The organism is Rhizobium sp. BK196 (assembly GCF_014193255.1).
Lineage (GTDB): Bacteria > Pseudomonadota > Alphaproteobacteria > Rhizobiales > Rhizobiaceae > Rhizobium.
Window position 1 is genome coordinate 364,656 of record NZ_JACHZB010000002.1, and the last position, 16,826, is coordinate 381,481.

14 protein-coding genes are annotated in these 16,826 nt (G+C 60.3%); 1 reads left to right on the forward strand and 13 read right to left on the reverse strand.

Annotated features, from left to right (window positions below; translation table 11 throughout):
- Window positions 1-133 precede the first annotated feature (133 nt).
- Window positions 134-2,011 (forward strand): DUF4139 domain-containing protein, encoded by a 1,878-nt coding sequence (locus tag FHT78_RS08305; RefSeq protein ID WP_183742453.1) that lies wholly within the window; start codon window positions 134-136, stop codon window positions 2,009-2,011.
- 81 nt (window positions 2,012-2,092) lie between these two features.
- On the opposite strand, the gene FHT78_RS08310 is transcribed toward FHT78_RS08305, so the two are convergent.
- The 13 genes from FHT78_RS08310 to FHT78_RS08370 all read right to left on the reverse strand — a co-directional run bounded on the left by FHT78_RS08310 (window position 2,093) and on the right by FHT78_RS08370 (window position 16,746).
- Window positions 2,093-2,527 (reverse strand): pyridoxamine 5'-phosphate oxidase family protein, encoded by a 435-nt coding sequence (locus tag FHT78_RS08310; protein ID WP_183743448.1) that lies wholly within the window; start codon window positions 2,525-2,527, stop codon window positions 2,093-2,095.
- 257 nt (window positions 2,528-2,784) lie between these two features.
- Window positions 2,785-3,237, reverse strand: coding sequence for a hypothetical protein (locus FHT78_RS08315; protein WP_246715193.1), 453 nt, complete (start codon window positions 3,235-3,237; stop codon window positions 2,785-2,787).
- Between the two features lie 450 nt (window positions 3,238-3,687).
- Window positions 3,688-4,725, reverse strand: a complete 1,038-nt coding sequence (locus tag FHT78_RS08320) for an endonuclease/exonuclease/phosphatase family protein (protein ID WP_183742457.1) — start codon at window positions 4,723-4,725, stop codon at window positions 3,688-3,690.
- A gap of 11 nt (window positions 4,726-4,736) precedes the next feature.
- A complete protein-coding gene (gene ugpC / locus FHT78_RS08325) occupies window positions 4,737-5,846 on the reverse strand; it encodes a sn-glycerol-3-phosphate ABC transporter ATP-binding protein UgpC (RefSeq protein ID WP_183742458.1) in 1,110 nt (369 codons plus the stop codon).
- A 13-nt stretch (window positions 5,847-5,859) separates the two neighbouring features.
- Window positions 5,860-6,774: an ABC transporter permease subunit gene (locus tag FHT78_RS08330; RefSeq protein WP_183742460.1), complete on the reverse strand. Its 915-nt coding sequence runs from the start codon at window positions 6,772-6,774 to the stop codon at window positions 5,860-5,862.
- Between the two features lie 10 nt (window positions 6,775-6,784).
- Complete coding sequence (locus FHT78_RS08335) at window positions 6,785-7,669, reverse strand: sugar ABC transporter permease (protein WP_183742462.1); 885 nt, start codon at window positions 7,667-7,669, stop codon at window positions 6,785-6,787.
- 127 nt (window positions 7,670-7,796) lie between these two features.
- Complete coding sequence (locus FHT78_RS08340; RefSeq protein ID WP_183742465.1) at window positions 7,797-9,155, reverse strand: extracellular solute-binding protein; 1,359 nt, start codon at window positions 9,153-9,155, stop codon at window positions 7,797-7,799.
- Between the two features lie 523 nt (window positions 9,156-9,678).
- The gene (locus FHT78_RS08345) at window positions 9,679-10,527 is read right to left on the reverse strand and encodes a CoA ester lyase (RefSeq protein WP_183742467.1); all 849 of its coding nucleotides are present in this window, start codon (window positions 10,525-10,527) and stop codon (window positions 9,679-9,681) included.
- A complete protein-coding gene (locus FHT78_RS08350; RefSeq protein ID WP_183742468.1) occupies window positions 10,524-10,976 on the reverse strand; it encodes a MaoC family dehydratase in 453 nt (150 codons plus the stop codon). Before FHT78_RS08350 ends, FHT78_RS08345 begins: the two co-directional genes overlap by 4 nt.
- Window positions 10,976-12,841: an acetyl/propionyl/methylcrotonyl-CoA carboxylase subunit alpha gene (locus FHT78_RS08355; RefSeq protein ID WP_183742470.1), complete on the reverse strand. Its 1,866-nt coding sequence runs from the start codon at window positions 12,839-12,841 to the stop codon at window positions 10,976-10,978. The genes FHT78_RS08350 and FHT78_RS08355 overlap by 1 nt, the downstream gene beginning before the upstream one ends.
- Before the next feature lie 9 nt (window positions 12,842-12,850).
- Window positions 12,851-14,461, reverse strand: a complete 1,611-nt coding sequence (locus FHT78_RS08360) for a carboxyl transferase domain-containing protein (protein WP_183742471.1) — start codon at window positions 14,459-14,461, stop codon at window positions 12,851-12,853.
- A complete protein-coding gene (locus FHT78_RS08365) occupies window positions 14,458-15,603 on the reverse strand; it encodes an isovaleryl-CoA dehydrogenase (RefSeq protein ID WP_183742473.1) in 1,146 nt (381 codons plus the stop codon). Before FHT78_RS08365 ends, FHT78_RS08360 begins: the two co-directional genes overlap by 4 nt.
- Before the next feature lie 66 nt (window positions 15,604-15,669).
- Window positions 15,670-16,746 carry an AraC family transcriptional regulator gene (locus FHT78_RS08370; protein ID WP_183742475.1) on the reverse strand — a complete coding sequence of 359 codons (1,077 nt, stop codon included), beginning with the start codon at window positions 16,744-16,746 and terminating at the stop codon, window positions 15,670-15,672.
- Window positions 16,747-16,826: the final 80 nt, after the last annotated feature.

The following is a 16,826-nucleotide window of genomic DNA, read 5'->3' on the forward strand; positions in this document are numbered from 1 at the left end:
GACACCTCCGACGGAGACCCGGTGACGCCGCCGAACAGGTCAGCCGATAGCGGCCGTAAAAGCATTGCATGCCGAAATGCCGCCCCTTTTTTACGCTCATTCTCGTGCAGGATTGAACGCCGAGGGGGGCCATATGAAATACACATCCGCTGTCTGCGCGGCACTTACCGCCGTACTGCTGTCAACAACCGCATTCGCGCAAACCGGAACGATCAAGTCGATCCGGCTGTCTTCCGGCGGCGTCGCCGAGTATGTGCGTACCCTTGATGTCCGGGACGACGGCAACGCTATCGTCGAGGTGCCGACAGACCAGATGGATGACTTCCTGAAGACCCTCGTCGTATCGGGACCGGCGCCCGTGAAGGGCCTTTCGACCACCGGGCCGGGCATGGTGGACGAGACGTTCAAGATATTACCGATCAAGCCACAGGATCTGGATTCCGCGGCCGGGGTGTTGCGGGCTCTCAGAGGCGCACCTGTCTCTGCGAACGGGGTAAAGGGCCGCATCGTCGGCGTGGAGCCCGCTACCGAAAAGCAGCGTGCGCGGTTGATCGTGATGCTTGACAGCGGTGCCTTTGACGTTGCCGAGATCGGTGGCGCCATGGCCTACAAACTCGACGATCCCAAAGACGCCGAAATGATTGCCCGGGCGGCGGAATTGCTGTCGAGCGATGGGTTGCAGGGGACGCGTGCGGTCACCATCGCGCTTGATGGCAAGGCGTCGTCGGCCGTGGACATCTCCTACGTTGTCGCAGCGCCGCTCTGGAAACCGTCCTACAGGATTATTGTCGATGCCAAGGGCAAAGCGCGGTTGCAGGCGTGGGCCGTCCTGGAGAATGCATCCGGCGAAGACTGGCGCGGGGTTTCCATATCCTTGACATCGGGAAAGCCCGTGACGCTTCGCCAGAGATTGTACGCAAGAACGTGGCCGTCGCGCGTGGACGTATCGAGCGCCTATCTGGATGTAGCAGGTGCCAAACGTGCCGTGGTTGGTGGAGCGTTGCTGAACAAGCCGGAGGCCGAGGCCTCTGCTCCCGTTATGGCTGCTCCGGCCGCTACCATCGCTGCGACTGCCGACGAGAGTGACGTGGTGGCAAATTTCGATCTTCCAGGCACATACGACCTGAAGAACGGCGAGACGATTTCGGTGCCGATCTTGGATCGCGAGATCAAGGCGGAGTTCGTCGCTCTCTATCGCGATGGAGCGCAACATCCGGATGCAGCCCTCGTGCTCACCAACGACACGGGGACCTCGCTGCCGCCGGCGGTGGCTGCAGTCTATGATGAAAAAGGGCGTTATGTCGGCGACGCACGCATAGGCAATGTGAAGCCGGGCGGCGTGGAAAAGGCGACGTTTGCCGCCGATCAGAAGATCGAGCAGGAGGTGGCAAGCGCCATATCCAGTTCCTTTCGAACTGTCATCGTAAAAGACGGCTATCTCGAGGCCACGCTGGAGCGATGGCTGCGAAAGACCTTCTCCGTCTGGGGCGCTGATGCCGACAGGACGTTTGTCGCGGAAGACCCGGGCACGGCAGGATGGGAACTGGTTAAGTCCGAAGGCGTGGAAGAGACACCGCAAGGTGCGCGGGCAACTGTGATCGTCCCTGCGGGCAAGAAGGTTTCGACGACCATCGAATGGCGCATGGCCGAGAGCGAGACGCAGGCGATCGCCGACATCGACGACACTGTGATCCTGCAATGGCTCGATGAAGGGCCGTCTCCGGAAATCGCCTCGAAACTTCAGGGTCTTGTGACGGCAAGGAAGGCACAAAAGGAAGCGGAGAGGGACCTGTCCACGGTTATGCAGGCAATTGAAGACGCAACGTCGGAATCCTCACGGATTTCAGGCTTGCTTTCCTCTGTGGGCGACACGCCGCTCAAGCAGCAGTTCCTTCAGGACCTGACGGAACAGGAGAAGTCGATCAAGGCGTTGCGGGCGCAAAGGAACGAGGCGCGAGATCGGCTTGAAAAGCTTCGCAAGGAGCTTGGGGAGGCAATAGCTCGTCTGTAGATTGGCCTGGCACAAATTGGGCGCCAATTGCTGCTGCCGCCGACGGCACTATCAGCGTCGGTGAGCCATCGCTTGCGGATCTCAGACCTCGACTTTACCGTTTTCTTCACCGTCCCAATATTGGATTGAACGTGCCGCAACCTTGATCAAGGCAAGCCCAGGCGTCTGGGTGCCCTCGGGAAACCATCGTTCCAGTTCCTTGACCCAATGTCGCTCGAATTCCGAGACGTCCTCGATGATCGACGCGTTACCATCGATCGCGATGAATATGCCCGGTTTGCCGAGCAGATGCGGCGGCGCGGTGAAGGTCAGCTGCACCGCGTTGTCTTTCCGAATGTCAGATATCTTGCGGGTATCCGTATAGGAAAAGAACCAGGAATCCCCGTCGTATTCCACATCGCCATTGTTGCTCATCGGCCGAGTGCTGATCCGGTTCGAGGCTCCACGTGTCGAAAACATGCAGAAATCCAGCTTCTTCAGATGCTTCGACAGCTCTTCTTTTGTCATCGATGCCATGGGGGTTCTCCGATCCAGGTGAAAACAACCCGCGATAATCGAAGTTCCATGGAATATGCGGCCCGCACGCCGATCCCTGCCCATCAGCCCATGGCGCCAGCCGCGAATGAACGTCGAAGGCCTTGAGCTTGCGTGAAGCCGCTGGCGGGCCGATGCACCGAATGAAATAGCGGATTCATCGGGAGCCATGGAAAACCAAGCTTGCTCACGGAAGCGAGCCTGAGAGCCAGCATCGTGAAATACCGGGGTTGCTTTGCTCAATCGGGTTGCACAGGCCTGATCGTATCAACCGAGATATCGCCTTCAATTACACCTCGCACGACATCCGTGCGATTGCGATCGATCTCGACGACTGTGTAAAGCTTGTCATCGCGAAACGCGCTCGCATGCGTCGTGGTCACATCGTCGGCGGGCGCCGCGTCGACCTCCATGAAGTCGAGCTCGCGCCCAGCCGCTACGATCCGGGCATCACCCGCCGTTCTTGCTGCGACCACCACGACGCCATGGCCCGGCGAGTTTTCCCATCTCGGATCGTCTGCCGCTGCGATCGGTTCAAGTCGATAGATACCCAGGGGCTCGCCTGCCGGGAGCGTTGAACTTTCCATCGCCGCGTCTTCTATTTGCGCCTTGCTCTCGACCGAACGCCCAAACGTGTTCGGATTTGTCGCGTTGTTGATCTTGTCGTTTCCTGTTCGTGACACGTTAGACATGTCGTCCTCCATTTGCTGCGAACATAACGATGGTGCGATCCGACTGTTCCGCGATTGGCAAAAGGAACCGCGCCGCCACGAGTTTCCCGTGTCGGATCATGATCGACCGACAAGCGAACCAATTTGCAAAAAAAAGCCGCCTGGAGGTTTCGCCAGGAGTGTGATTTGTTTTGGGAGGTTCTCATCGGGCCCGCATTGCCCGATGCGATGGGCTTTTCGGCTGAGCGAGTATGGGATGGCTGCAGTCCGCAACGCGCAGCCATCCCATTTGAGCAAGCGACCCCTCGTCGAACGCTTGCAGCCGGCCCCCGCCAGTCCTCGAAATGTTAGCAACGCCTAAAGCGTCCCCGCTAGTGCGTGAATACAACACTTCATGAAAGGTTTCCACAGAAGTGACTGCGGACCACCGTCACCATTGATCCGCCGCTGGATTCCTTTGCCTCGGGCGGCTCAGAGCGCGGAAAAATGGGCCTTGATCAATTCGTGATCGGAGATTGCTGCTCCGTCTGCGTCGACGGCAGCAACAGTCATGGCGTCGCTTGCCGAAAGGCTGCGGGTAAACAGCCAGTCGAGGCGGGCGAAAGGCGGCTGCGGCGTCCCGTCGGGGCGGGTGCGCTGCGTGAGCGCGAAGTCATTGGCAGCGTCCCAGTGATAACCGGCTTCTGCGAGGAGACCGAAAAGCGGTTCGTGCGCTTCAGGTTCACGCGATCCCTCGGGAAGAATATTGGTGTTGAAATCGCCACCCAAAACGACAGGCAAGCCATCGGCGAGCTTTTCGACTGCGGCGATCAGCCTTTTTGTCTGCCTTGCCCGATCCGCGATGTCAGTCTTACTTTCCAGATGCACGCTAACTGCAAGAATCGGCCCGAATGCGGTTTCTATTTTGGCCGCGATTGCCATGCGGCCGCCGATCCGACCCTGCCCGTCCTTCGCATCCGTCCACCATGTGCCGCCGTCATCGAGACGGATCAATGCTGCATTCAGCAACGGCAAGCGGGAGAGCAGCGCATTGCCGTGGAAGCCGGCGGCGTTCGTCTCGCCCTTATGCCATTCACGCTCACGAGAATCTCCGAGACCAAGTTCCACGAATTCCACGCCAAAAGCATAGGACATGCCGAGATCGCGGGCGAGGTCGGCAACAGTGTGCCGGTTGCCGGCGCGCGCCGTGCCGAGATCAGCCTCCGTGAGCAACAGGATATCGGCGTCGCTCTTGCGGATGAGCTCCACGGAAGGAGCATGATATTTCAGGCGTTCGGCGTTCCAAGCAGCGATGACAAGACCGGCACCGATGCTGGCGTCATTGGCAGTCCTTACGACTTCGATCGTCGACAGCGCCGGCAGGGTCGCCGCAAGCCTGTCGTGCTCGGTCTGTGTCGGTTCGGCAGCACGCGCCTCATCGAAGAAAGTCGCTGAGGGCACGGCAAGCGCCTGTACGGCGGCCGCAAGCAGGTTACGATCGCCCCTGGCGAGATCAAGAAAGCTCTTCATCTGCATCAGGCTCAGGCGTTGATGGTCACGGCGTTGTTGCGTGCCGGCGCGACGAGAACTTTGCCAGTATCGGCCGAATAGAGATGGATCTTATCCTGGTCGATTGCGATGCCGATCCGGTCGCCAGTCTTCAGCGAGACCGATCCGGTCATGGCGACGGCAAAGGGCAAGCCATCGAAATCGGCATGCACGACGCGGCTGGCGCCGAGTTCTTCGATGAAGTCGGCGGTCGCAACGAGTGCCCCCGGTGCATCTGGAGAGACGAGGCGGGCGGCTTCGGCGCGCACGCCGAGAACGACGCGCTGGCCGGCAAGCTGCTTGCCGCGCTCGGCGGGGAGCGTCACGGTGCGGCCTTCGTCATAGATGAAGACGCCGTTTTCGTTGACGCGGCCTTCCAGCAGGTTCATTGCCGGCGTACCGACGAAGCCGGCGACGAAGCGGCTTGCCGGATAGTGATAGACCTCTTCCGGTGTGCCGACCTGTTCGACATTGCCGGCATTCATGACGATGATGCGGTCGGCCAGTGTCATGGCCTCGTTCTGGTCGTGCGTCACGAAGATCGAAGTGGCGCCGAGACGGCGATGCAGGCGGCGGATTTCCGCGCGCATGGCGATACGCAGCTTGGCATCGAGGTTCGACAGCGGCTCGTCGAAGAGGAAGACCTTCGGCTCTCGGATCATGGCGCGGCCCATGGCGACGCGCTGGCGCTGGCCGCCGGAAAGGGCGGCCGGCCGGCGCTCGAGGAAGGGCTCGAGGCTGAGTGCCTTGGCCACGTCGGCGATGCGACGATCGCGTTCGGCCTTCGGCACACCGGCGACCTTCAGCGCATAGCCGATATTCTCGGCAACGCTCATATGCGGGTAAAGCGCATAGTTCTGGAACACCATCGCGCAGCCACGTTCACGCGGCTCGAGTTGGTTGACGACGCGGCCATCGATGGCGATTTCGCCACCGGTAATTTCTTCGAGACCCGCGACCATGCGCAGCAGCGTAGACTTGCCGCAGCCGGACGGACCGAGGATGACGATGAATTCGCCCGACTGGATTTCGAGATCGACGCCGTGAACGACGGCGTTCTTGCCATAGTTCTTTTTCACGCCACGGATGGAGATCGGTGCCAAGGGTCTGTTCCTTTCACTTCTCGGTGGAGATAAGGCCGCGCACGAACCAACGCTGCATCAGGATGACGAGGATCAGCGGCGGCGACATGATGATCAATGTTCCGGCCATGGCGACGTTCCAGTCGGGCAGGCCGAATTCGGAGGGAATGAGTGTCTTGAGCTGGGTAACGGCGATGCCGAAATTCGGGTCGGTCGTGATCAGCAGCGGCCAGAGGTACTGGTTCCAGGCCCAGACGAACATGATGGTGAAAAGTGCAATCATGTTCGGGCGAGACAAAGGCAGCAGTACGTCCCAGAAGAAGCGGATCGCGCCTGAGCCATCCATCTTCGATGCCTCGGCGAGTTCGTCCGGAACCGTCAGGTAGAACTGGCGATAGAGGAAGGTACCCGTCGCAGTGGCGACCATCGGCAACACGAGGCCCGGATAGGAGTTCAGGAGACCCCATTCAAGCTTGATCTGGATGCCTGTGACCTGCGCGATCAGCCACGTAATACCGGTGACATCGAGAATTGCCTGAAAGGGCTGAAGCGCATTGGCGGCGATCGAATAGGTCGGCACGATGCGCACTTCGAGCGGCAGCATCAGCGTGATGAAGATGATCCAGAAGATCAGATAGCGGCCGCGGAAGCGAAAATAGACGATCGAGAAAGCTGCCATCGCGGAAAGGATGACCTTGCCTGCGCCGACCGTGGCAGCGAAAATGACGCTGTGAAACAACTTGTTGCCGAGATCGGCGCGAACCCAGGCGGTCTGCACGTTCTCCCAGAAATGGCTGCTTGGAACCAGCGGTAGCGGCACGCGGTTGACGGTCTCGAGATCGAGCGTCGATGCAATGATGACGATCAGGAAAGGCAGAAGCGCAATCACCAGGCCGAGTGCGAGCAAGGTGTAACAGACAAAATTGAATATTGGCGTGCGTTCGATCATGTCCGCGACCTCACTTGTAGTGCACGCGCCGCTCGATGAAGCGGAACTGGAAAATGGTGAGCAGGATGACGAGCCCCATGAGGATCATGGATTGGGCTGCGGCACCCGAATAATCGAGGCCTCTGAAGCCGTCGAAATAGATCTTGTAGACCATGAGTTCCGTGGCGCGCGCCGGACCGCCCTGGGTCATCACGTCGACGATGCCGAAGGAATCCTGGAAACTCTCGGTGATGTTGATGACGAGCAGGAAGAACAGCGTCGGTGTGAGCAGCGGTAGCTGGATATCCCGCATGCGGCGCAGCGGCCCCGAGCCGTCCATGGCGGCCGCCTCGATCAGCGAACGCGGAATGCCCTGCAACGCTGAAAGGAAGAAGATGAAATTGTAGCCGATATACTTCCAGGAAAAGGCGACGATCACCGCGATCATGGCATCCTTACCGTCGAGAGCGGGGTTCCAGAGGCCGGGCCAGACATGGTTGATGACCGATAGGAGACCGGCCTCCGGCGCCAGGATGAAGCGGAAGGCAAGACCGAGGGCGGGAGCGGCAATCGCATAAGGCCAGATGAAGACTGACCGGTAGATTTTGTGGCCGCGCAGTTCACGATCCGTCAGAAGCGCCAGGATGAGCGCCAGCCCCATGGCGATAATGGTCGAACTGAAGCCGAAAATCATGCTGCGGGTAACGGAGTCCCAATAGATAGGATCGCTCAGCAGCTGCTTGAAATTGTCGAAACCGACCCAGGCGTTGCCGCCGCCCCATGGCTGCTCGAGCGTGAACGCCCAGTAAAGCGCCTGCGCGCTCGGCCAGTAGAAGAAAACGAAGATCAGCAGCAGCATCGGAAATGCGAAGAGAAGGCCGATCGTCGTCGAGGAGAAAGTGACGCGCTTTTCCATGAGTGGTCGTTTTCGTCCTGGTTTGGTTCTGGCGTGGGCGGCGATATCGCTTCCGCAGCCGGTAGGGAATGTACAAAGACGCACCCGGCGCGCCAGAAGCGGGCCGGGTGCGGCTCGTATCAGTCGATTAGGGGAGCTGAACGCCCTTGTAGGTCTGCTGGAAGCGACGCAGGAGCTGGTTGCCGCGGTCAGCAGCAGAGTCGAGCGAAGCCTGTACGTCGGCATTGTTGACGAAGATTGCCTGCAGGCCGTTCGCGATTTCGGTGCGGACCTGGAGCAGGCCACCGAGACGGATGCCCTTTGCAGACGTGTCGCCAGCCGGGGAAGCGGTCAGGCTCTGAATGGCGAGTTCGCGACCGGCATAGGGAGCCTTGTCGTAGAAGCCCTGCTTCTTCAGGTATTCGAAGCCCGAGTTGCGAACCGGGATGTAGCCGGTAACGGTCGACCAGGTGAGGGCTTCTTCCGGCTTTGCGATGAAGTTGAAGAAGGCCGCGGCAGCCTTGTATTCCGCGTCCGAATGACCCTTCAGAACCCAGAGCGAAGCGCCGCCGACGTAGGAGCTGTGACGGGTCGCGTCGCCATAGGTCGGGAGCATGGAAACGCCCCAGTCCATGCCCTGCTTGGCGGTACGGCCGATGTTGCCATGGTCGCCAACGGAGGTCAGGATGACTTGGCAGTCGCCAGCAGCGAAGGCTTCGACGAAGGTCTGGCCAACGGCCTTGTTCTTGATGACGGCTTCCTTGGCGTCGTACCAGCCCTTCAGGTCCTTGACGAAGTTGACGAGCATCGGGTTCTTGTTGAACACCAGCTCGGCGTCGAGGCCTTCAAAGCCGTTCTTCTTGGTAGCGATCGGTTCGCCGTTGACGGCTTCGAATTGCTCGATGTACTGCCAGACTTCGTTGTTGGAGATGTCGAAGCCGAGCGGGCAAGCATAGCCTGCGTCCTTCAGAGCCTTGAAGTCTTCGCCTGCTTCCTTCCAGGTCGCCGGAGCATGGTCCTTGCCGATCTTGGCGAAGGCGTCCTTGTTCCAGTAGAGCAGAGCCGTCGAGGAGTTGAAGGGGAACGAGTACATCTCGCCCTTCGACGTTGCGTAGTAGCCGGCGATACCGGAGAAGTAGTCGTTCCAGTCAACATTGTAGCCCATGTCCTTCATGAGCTTATTGGCCGGGTAGTAGGCGCCCGAAAGCATGATGTCGAGCGTGCCGGCATCCGAAACCTGAGCGATGGTCGGCTGCTTGCCGGCGCGGAAGGCAGCGATCGTGTTCTGCAGCGAGGCGTCGTAGGAGCCCTGGCTGGTGCAGACGACTTCGTAGTCGCCCTGGGACTGGTTGAAACGGTCGCACTGTTCCTGAACGCGTTTTGCGATGTCGCCCGAGTTGCCGAACCAGAAGTCGATCTTGGTCTTTTCGGCAGCAGCGGCGGGACCAGCAGCAACGAAAGCTGAAGCGAGAAGGGCGCCTACGGCGCCGAGAAGCTTGGCTTGCATGAGAACCCTCGAAAAATAGGACGCGCCCCCTCTTGAGCGCACGCCCTATTAACCGGTTCAATTTGCGGTAACCAATGAAGTTTCTATGACATGAACAGAGTAGAAATTTTCTGTCATAAAATATTCATCGTCCAATTTTTTTCAATTTTCACTGAACATCGATGCCTTCACTTTCCGCGGCCTGCTGAAGGCAATTGCCTATATTCCATTTACATCCGAAATATAGATCAAACAGGAAAAGCCAAGGTGCCTATTAAATTCTAATGATAGCCGTTATTATTAGAGCGATTTTAAAAATCTCTCGAAACCACAGGCAGAAACAACCTGCTGTCAGAAGAATTCCATCTCCGAAATAGCTTTGCACAGCTGTGCGTTGAATTGTAAAGATACGACCTATAACATCCATTTTACGACATTTCGATCACTTTGCCTATTTTTTTGGCGCTTCCTGTTGTCAGCGAACCGCCTATCCGGTTCTTGCGCTTGCTAGTTTCTCAGGTCGCCCGACTGGACCTAATGCCAGTCACCCTACACTCGATAGTTTTCCAGCCTCAAGAATGCGTTTTGCGAGTTTCAGATGCGGCAGATCGAGCATGCGCCCGTCGATCTGAATGACGCCGGTATCCGGCGAAGTGGCGAAGGCGGCCACGACTTTTTCTGCCCAGGCGATCTCCGCCGCGTCCGGTGTAAAAGCTCGGTTGATCGGTTCGACCTGGCTCGGATGGATCGCCATCATCCCCGAGAAACCGTCGCGCCGGGCGCGGCCAGCATAGGCTGCGAGACCGTCGAGATCGCGGAAGTCCGGGTAGACAGTCTCGATGGCAGGAACCGCGGCGGCGTGCGCGCCAAACAGCACCAGAGAGCGGGCGAGCTCATAGGGGGTGGTATAACGCCCATCTGGCTCGCGGGCGGTGGCAGCGCCGATGGCGGCAGGCAGATCTTCCGCACCCCATGTCAGCCCGAGGAGATGGGAGGCAACACCCCTGTAGCTGCCGATTTCGAAGATGGCCGCGGGCGTCTCTGTTGCGATCGGCAGGATGAGGACAGCGGATGACAGGCGGCCTGCGAGCTGGAGCACAGAAGCTGCGCCTTCGGCCTTCGGCAACATGATCGCAAAGAGATTGATATCGCCGAGCGCAACGAGATCGTCTTCGCAGGCTGACGTGGTGAGGGGATTGATGCGAATAACAAGCGTCGCATCGGTTGCGCGGCGCGTGACGAAGTCGTGCACGGCGTCACGTGCCAGCGGCTTATTCTTCTCGGAAACGGAATCTTCCAGATCGAGGATGACGGCATCGGCGCCGCAGGCGAGTGCCTTGTCGAAACGTTCCGGCCTGTCGCCGGGCACGAAGAGCAGCGAGCGCAGCCTCATGACGGCTTCACCTGCAGCATGGCCGTGCGCAGGCACTGGCAAACGATCTCGTTTCGCTGATTCAGCGTGATATGCTTGAACGTGACGATCCCGGCATCGGGACGCGAGTTGGAACGCCGGAGATCCGTCACTTCCGTTTCTACACGAAGCGTATCGCCGATGAACACCGGCTTCGGCATCACCACCTTGTCGTAGCCGAGATTGGCGATCAGCGTGCCGAGTGTGGTGTCGCCGACCGAGAGGCCGATGGTGAGCCCGAAGGTGAAGGTGCCGTTGACGACGATGCGGCCGAATTCCGTACCCGCCGCATAATCGGCATCGAGATGCAGTGGTTGCGGATTATGAGAGAGCGTCGTGAAGAGCAGGTTGTCGGTTTCCGTGACCGTGCGGCGGATTTCGTGGGTAACTCGGTCGCCGACCGTCCATTCATCGAAGTAGCGGCCGGCCATCAGCGATCTTCCTTCATGACGCTGACGACGAGCTGGTTTTCCGAGACCCGGGCGCCCACGGAGATCGGCAATTTGCCGACAATGCCGTCAAAGGGTGCGCGCAGTGTATGTTCCATCTTCATCGCCTCAACCGTCAGCAGCCTGTCGCCTTTGGCAACGCGATCACCCTCCGCGACATCAACGGAAATGACGAGGCCCGGCATTGGCGAAAGGATCGCACCATCGCCGGCGCCCTGATACGCTTCGACTTCGCTGGCAACGGGAACGCTGATCGGCCAGGCATTGCCGCTATCGAAGAGGACAATGATATCGCCGGACCTGACGGCATTGGCGTGGAGCTCTGGGCGGACATATCCCCAATAGAGATGTTCGCCGATGCGCACGCGCGCGCGGCTATCGCTTGTGCCCGCAATTCGCAGGCCGGCAAGGGACGACCAGGGATCGGTCCCGTCTTTTGCTGCCAAGACTGTCGCCGCTCTGTCGACAGTCGTCTCGTCAGGTCCCTTCGGCAGCAGGGTTTCGCCGTGACGGTCGAGAAAGCCCGTATCGAGCTTTGCCGCGCGGAAATCCGCGTCGGCGGCAATGCGGGCGAGCAGGCCGGCATTGGACTTCACCGGCCAGATTTCGATGCTTTCGCAGGCGCTTGCGAGCCTGGTGAGGGCTGCGTCACGATTTGGGCCGTGAGCGATGATCTTGGCGATCATCGGATCGTAGAAGGCGGTGATCTCGTTGCCTTCCTCGACGCCGCTGTCGACCCGGACATTTTGCGGCAAGCGCAAATGATCCAGGCGGCCGATCGAAGGCAGATAGCCGGCGGCAGGGTTCTCGGCGTAAAGGCGAGCCTCGAAAGCCCAGCCGTTCATGTGGATATCAGCTTGCCCCTTCGGCAGCGGCTCGCCGGCGGCGACCTTCAACTGCCAGAGGACGAGATCCTCACCGGTGATGGTTTCGGTGACGGGGTGCTCCACCTGCAGCCTGGTGTTCATCTCCATGAACCAGATGCGATCCGGGCGCAGGCCCTCCGAAGCATCGGCAATGAATTCGATGGTGCCGGCTCCGATATAGTTCACCGCCTTCGCGGCCTTGACCGCCGCCTCACAGATTGAGGCGCGGGTGGCGGCGTCGAGGCCCGGGGCGGGTGCCTCCTCGATCACTTTCTGGTGCCGGCGCTGCAGCGAGCAGTCGCGTTCGAAGAGGTGGACGCAATTGCCGAAGCGGTCAGCAAAGACCTGCACCTCGATATGGCGCGGATTGGCGATATAGCGCTCGATCAGCACGCGGTCGTCGCCGAAAGACGAGGCCGCTTCGCGCCGGCAGGAGGCAAGCAGTTCTGCGAAATCTTTCGGCCGGTCGACGCGGCGCATACCTTTGCCGCCGCCGCCTGCGACAGCTTTGATAAGCACGGGATAGCCCGTCGCATCGGCCTCGGCAGCAAGCCTTTCTCCGCTCTGATCCGCGCCCATATAGCCCGGCGTAACCGGCACGCCGGCGGCCTGCATCAGTTGCTTGGCAGCATCCTTCAATCCCATGGCGCGGATGGCGGCAGCGGGTGCGCCGACCCAGATAATGCCGGCATTCTCGACGGCTTCGGCAAATTCGGCGTTTTCTGAAAGGAAGCCATAGCCGGGATGGATTGCGGCCGCGCCTGTTCTGCGGACAGCCTCCAGAATGCGCTCCTGCGAAAGATAACTCTCGCGAGCAGGCGCTGGGCCGATGGCAAGAGCCTCATCCGCCTCCGCCACAAAGGGCAGACTGGCATCGGCCTCCGAATAAACGGCAATGGTGCGGATGCCGAGGGCTTTCGCCGTGCGGATGATCCGGCCGGCAATCTCGCCCCTGTTGGCTATGAGCAAGCTTTCCATCATCGCGCCACCTCACATCCGGAAGATGCCGAAGCGAGGACCTTTGGGGATCGGCGCATTCAGGCAGGCGGAGAAGGCAAGGCCCAATACATCGCGCGTCTGGCGGGGATCGATGATGCCGTCGTCCCAGAGACGCGCGGTGGCGTAGTAGGGATTGCCCTCGGCCTCGTAGCCGGCGCGGATCGGCGTCTTGAAGGCTTCTTCATCTTCGACCGACCAGCTTTCGCCGCGTGCCTCCATCGCATCACGGCGGATGGTGGCAAGCACGGAGGCTGCCTGCTCGCCGCCCATCACGCTGATGCGGCTGTTCGGCCAGGTGAAGAGAAAACGTGGACGATAGGCGCGGCCGCACATGCCGTAATTGCCGGCGCCGAAACTGCCACCGATGATGACGGTGACCTTGGGTACCGTGGCCGTGGCAACGGCGGTGACGAGCTTCGCCCCATCCTTCGCGATGCCGCCCGCCTCGTAACGGCCGCCGACCATGAAGCCCGATATGTTCTGCAGAAACAGCAGTGGCACGCGGCGCTGGCAGGCAAGCTCGATGAAATGCGCACCCTTCAGCGCGCTTTCGGAAAATAGCACGCCGTTATTGGCGATGATGGCAACCGGCATGCCCCAGATACGGGCAAAACCGCAAACCAGCGTCGTGCCATAGAGCGGCTTGAATTCATGCAGCTCCGAACCATCGACGATGCGGCCGATGACCTCACGAACGTCATAGGGCGAGCGGACGTCCTCGGGAATGAGGCCGTTGAGATCCTCCGGATCGAGTTTTGGCGGACGTGGTGCCTGAAGATCGATATCGACTGATTTCACGCTATTGAGGCTGGCGACGATGTCGCGCACGAGAAGAAGCGCATGCTCGTCGTTTTCGGCGACGTGATCGACGACGCCGGAACGGCGGCCATGGGTTTCGGCGCCTCCGAGCTCTTCGGCCGAAATGATCTCACCCGTCGCGGCCTTCACCAGAGGCGGGCCTGCGAGAAAGATCGTGCCCTGATTGCGCACGATGATCGTCTCGTCCGACATCGCGGGCACATAGGCGCCGCCCGCCGTGCAGCTTCCCATGACGCAGGCAATCTGCGGAATGCCTTCGGCCGACATCTGTGCCTGATTGTAGAAGATCGCTCCGAAATGATCGCGATCGGGAAAGACCTCGGCCTGATGCGGGAGATTGGCGCCGCCACTGTCGACAAGGTAGATGCAGGGCAGCCGGTTCTGCATAGCGATTTCCTGTGCCCGCAGATGTTTCTTGACCGTGAGAGGAAAATAGGCGCCACCCTTCACCGTCGCATCATTGGCGACGATCATCACTTCGCGGCCGCAAACGCGGCCGATCCCGGTGATGATGCCGGCACCCGGCGCCTCGTCATGGTACATGCCGTTCGCCGCCAGCGTTCCGATCTCCAGGAAGGGGCTGCTGGCGTCGAGCAGCAGCTGGATGCGGTCGCGCGGCAAGAGCTTACCCTTGCTCGTGTGGCGCTCGCGGGCCGCTTGCGAGCCGCCCTCGCGGGTCTTGGCCGAGCGGTCGTAGAGTTCGTCGATCAGTCCCTTGTTCTTGATCCTATTGGCTTTGAAGGTCTCGCTGTCGCGATCGATTGCCGAGGAAATCACCGTCATGATGCGATGAGCTCCCGGCCGATCAGATAACGGCGGATCTCGTTGGTCCCTGCGCCGATATCGTAAAGCTTGGCATCGCGCAGGAAGCGTTCGACCGGCCACTCCTTGGTATAGCCGGCGCCGCCGAGCGCCTGGATCGCCTCCAGCGACACTTTCACGGCATTTTCGCTGGCAAAGAGGATCGCGGCCGCCGCATCCGAGCGGGTCGTGCGACCGGCATCGCAGGCACGCGCAACGGAATAGACGTAGGCGCGCGATGAATTCAGCGCGACATACATATCGGCGATCTTGCCCTGCATCAGTTGGAAGTCGCCGATCGGCTTGCCGAACTGCTTGCGCTCCCGCACATAGGGCAGCACCACGTCGAGGCAGGCCTGCATGATGCCAAGCGGACCGGCCGCGAGCACGGCACGCTCGTAGTCGAGGCCGGACATCAGGATTTTCACGCCGTCGCCTTCTCGGCCCATCAGTGCTTCTGTCGGCACCTCGCAGTCCTGAAAGACCAGTTCCGCCGTATCGCTGCCGCGCATGCCGAGCTTGGAAAGCTTCTTCGAAACACTGAAGCCAGGCATGCCCTTTTCGATGATGAAGGCCGAAATGCCTTTCGGTCCAGCCGTCGGATCGGTCTTGGCATAAACGATGAGCACATCGGCATGCGGCGCATTGGTGATCCAAAACTTCGTGCCGTTCAGGATGTAGCGATCACCCTTGCGCTCGCCCTTGAGCCGCATGGAAACGACATCCGAGCCGGCGCCTGCTTCGGACATGGCAAGCGACCCGACATGCTCGCCGGAAATCAGCTTCGGCAGATAGCGTTGCTTCTGCTCTGATGTCGCCCAGCGACGGAGCTGGTTGACGCAGAGATTGGAATGCGCGCCGTAGCTCAAGCCCACGGAAGCCGAGGCACGCGAGATCTCCTCCATGGCAACGACATGATCGAGATAGCCGAGACCAGCACCGCCAAATTCTTCTTCCACGGTGATCCCGTGCAGACCAAGCGCGCCCATCTGTGGCCAGAGCTGGCGTGGAAACGTATTGCTTTCATCGATCTCCGCTGCGAGCGGAGCAATCGTATCGGCGGCAAATCGCGCCGTCGCCTCGCGGATCGCGTCCGCGGTTTCGCCCAGCGAAAAATCAAACATGGCATTCCTCCCGCTACAATATGTAGCGCGGGTTGCTGCCGCTTCAAAGCTCCCCTCGCACGAAGCCTATTCCCACCGTGCCGATTTCGCCTCCTCGCGGCGGAAGGCGTCGGGGCTCTTACCCATCCATTTCCGAAAAGCGCGAAAGAAGGCGCTCGGTTCGGAATAGCCGAGCTGCACGGCGATCTCGCCGATGGTCTTCGACGTATTCAAAAGCATGTTGACCGCGAGATCGCGGCGGATATCGTCCTTGATGCCGGCGTAGCTCTGGCCCTCGTCATGCAGGCGATGCCTGAGTGTCGAAGACGGCATCCGCATGTCCTTGGCGAGCGTTTCAAAGCTCGACCAGGCGGTGGGAGAGGTCTGCGAGAGACGACGGCGCACGGCGGCAGCGATCCCGGCATCATAGCGATAGCGCACGAGGATATTGGCGGGCGCCCCCCGGAGGAACTGCTTCAATGCCTGTTCGCTGCGCGAAATCGGCAGATCGAGCAGGACGCTGTCGAAGCCAAGCCGGCTGATCGGCTGCGAGAAGCGCACCGGCGCACCGAAAAAGAGCCGGTAATCGGCGCCCTGGTTCGGTTCTTCGCATCGGAAATCGACAAGACGAATCGGGATACGCCGGCCGACAAGCCAGCAGATGATGCCATGCAGGATGATCCAGTAGGTACGATAGGCGAAGGCGGAGCGCGGCTCGCCTGCGTCGCGAAGCTCGATCTGAGCCAACCCGTCGCGGGCGACGAGCGTGCCACGCGGATCGTCCAGCACCACGTCGAGGAAACGCAAGGCTCGCCGCAGGGCATGGCCGAGTGTCGGCGCATGCAACACGCAATGGCAGAGCAGGGTGAAACTGCCGCTGCGCATTGGTCGGGCGCCCATGCCGAAGAATTCGTCATCGAGTTCAGCGGCGATCGCCAGCCACAGCGCACCATAGGCCTCAGCCGAAACCGGTAGATCAATCCGCTGCGGCAGGCCGAGCTTGGTCAGAAGAGGCGCCGTCGGCTTCCCAAGACGGCGCAGGCTGTCGAGCGCTTCCTCGACGAATCCCGGTGCGATCATGCGTCGCTCGATTTCGGCCATCGCTGCTTCACTCCGGTAACCAATATGGCAAAACTGGCCGAAATAATGAGGCAATTCTGTCATCGCTTGCAATAGAGCGAGAGAATAGAATCCTTGTTCGGGCGGACTCTGGAGGAGATGTCTGCCGGGCAGGGAGGTGCGAT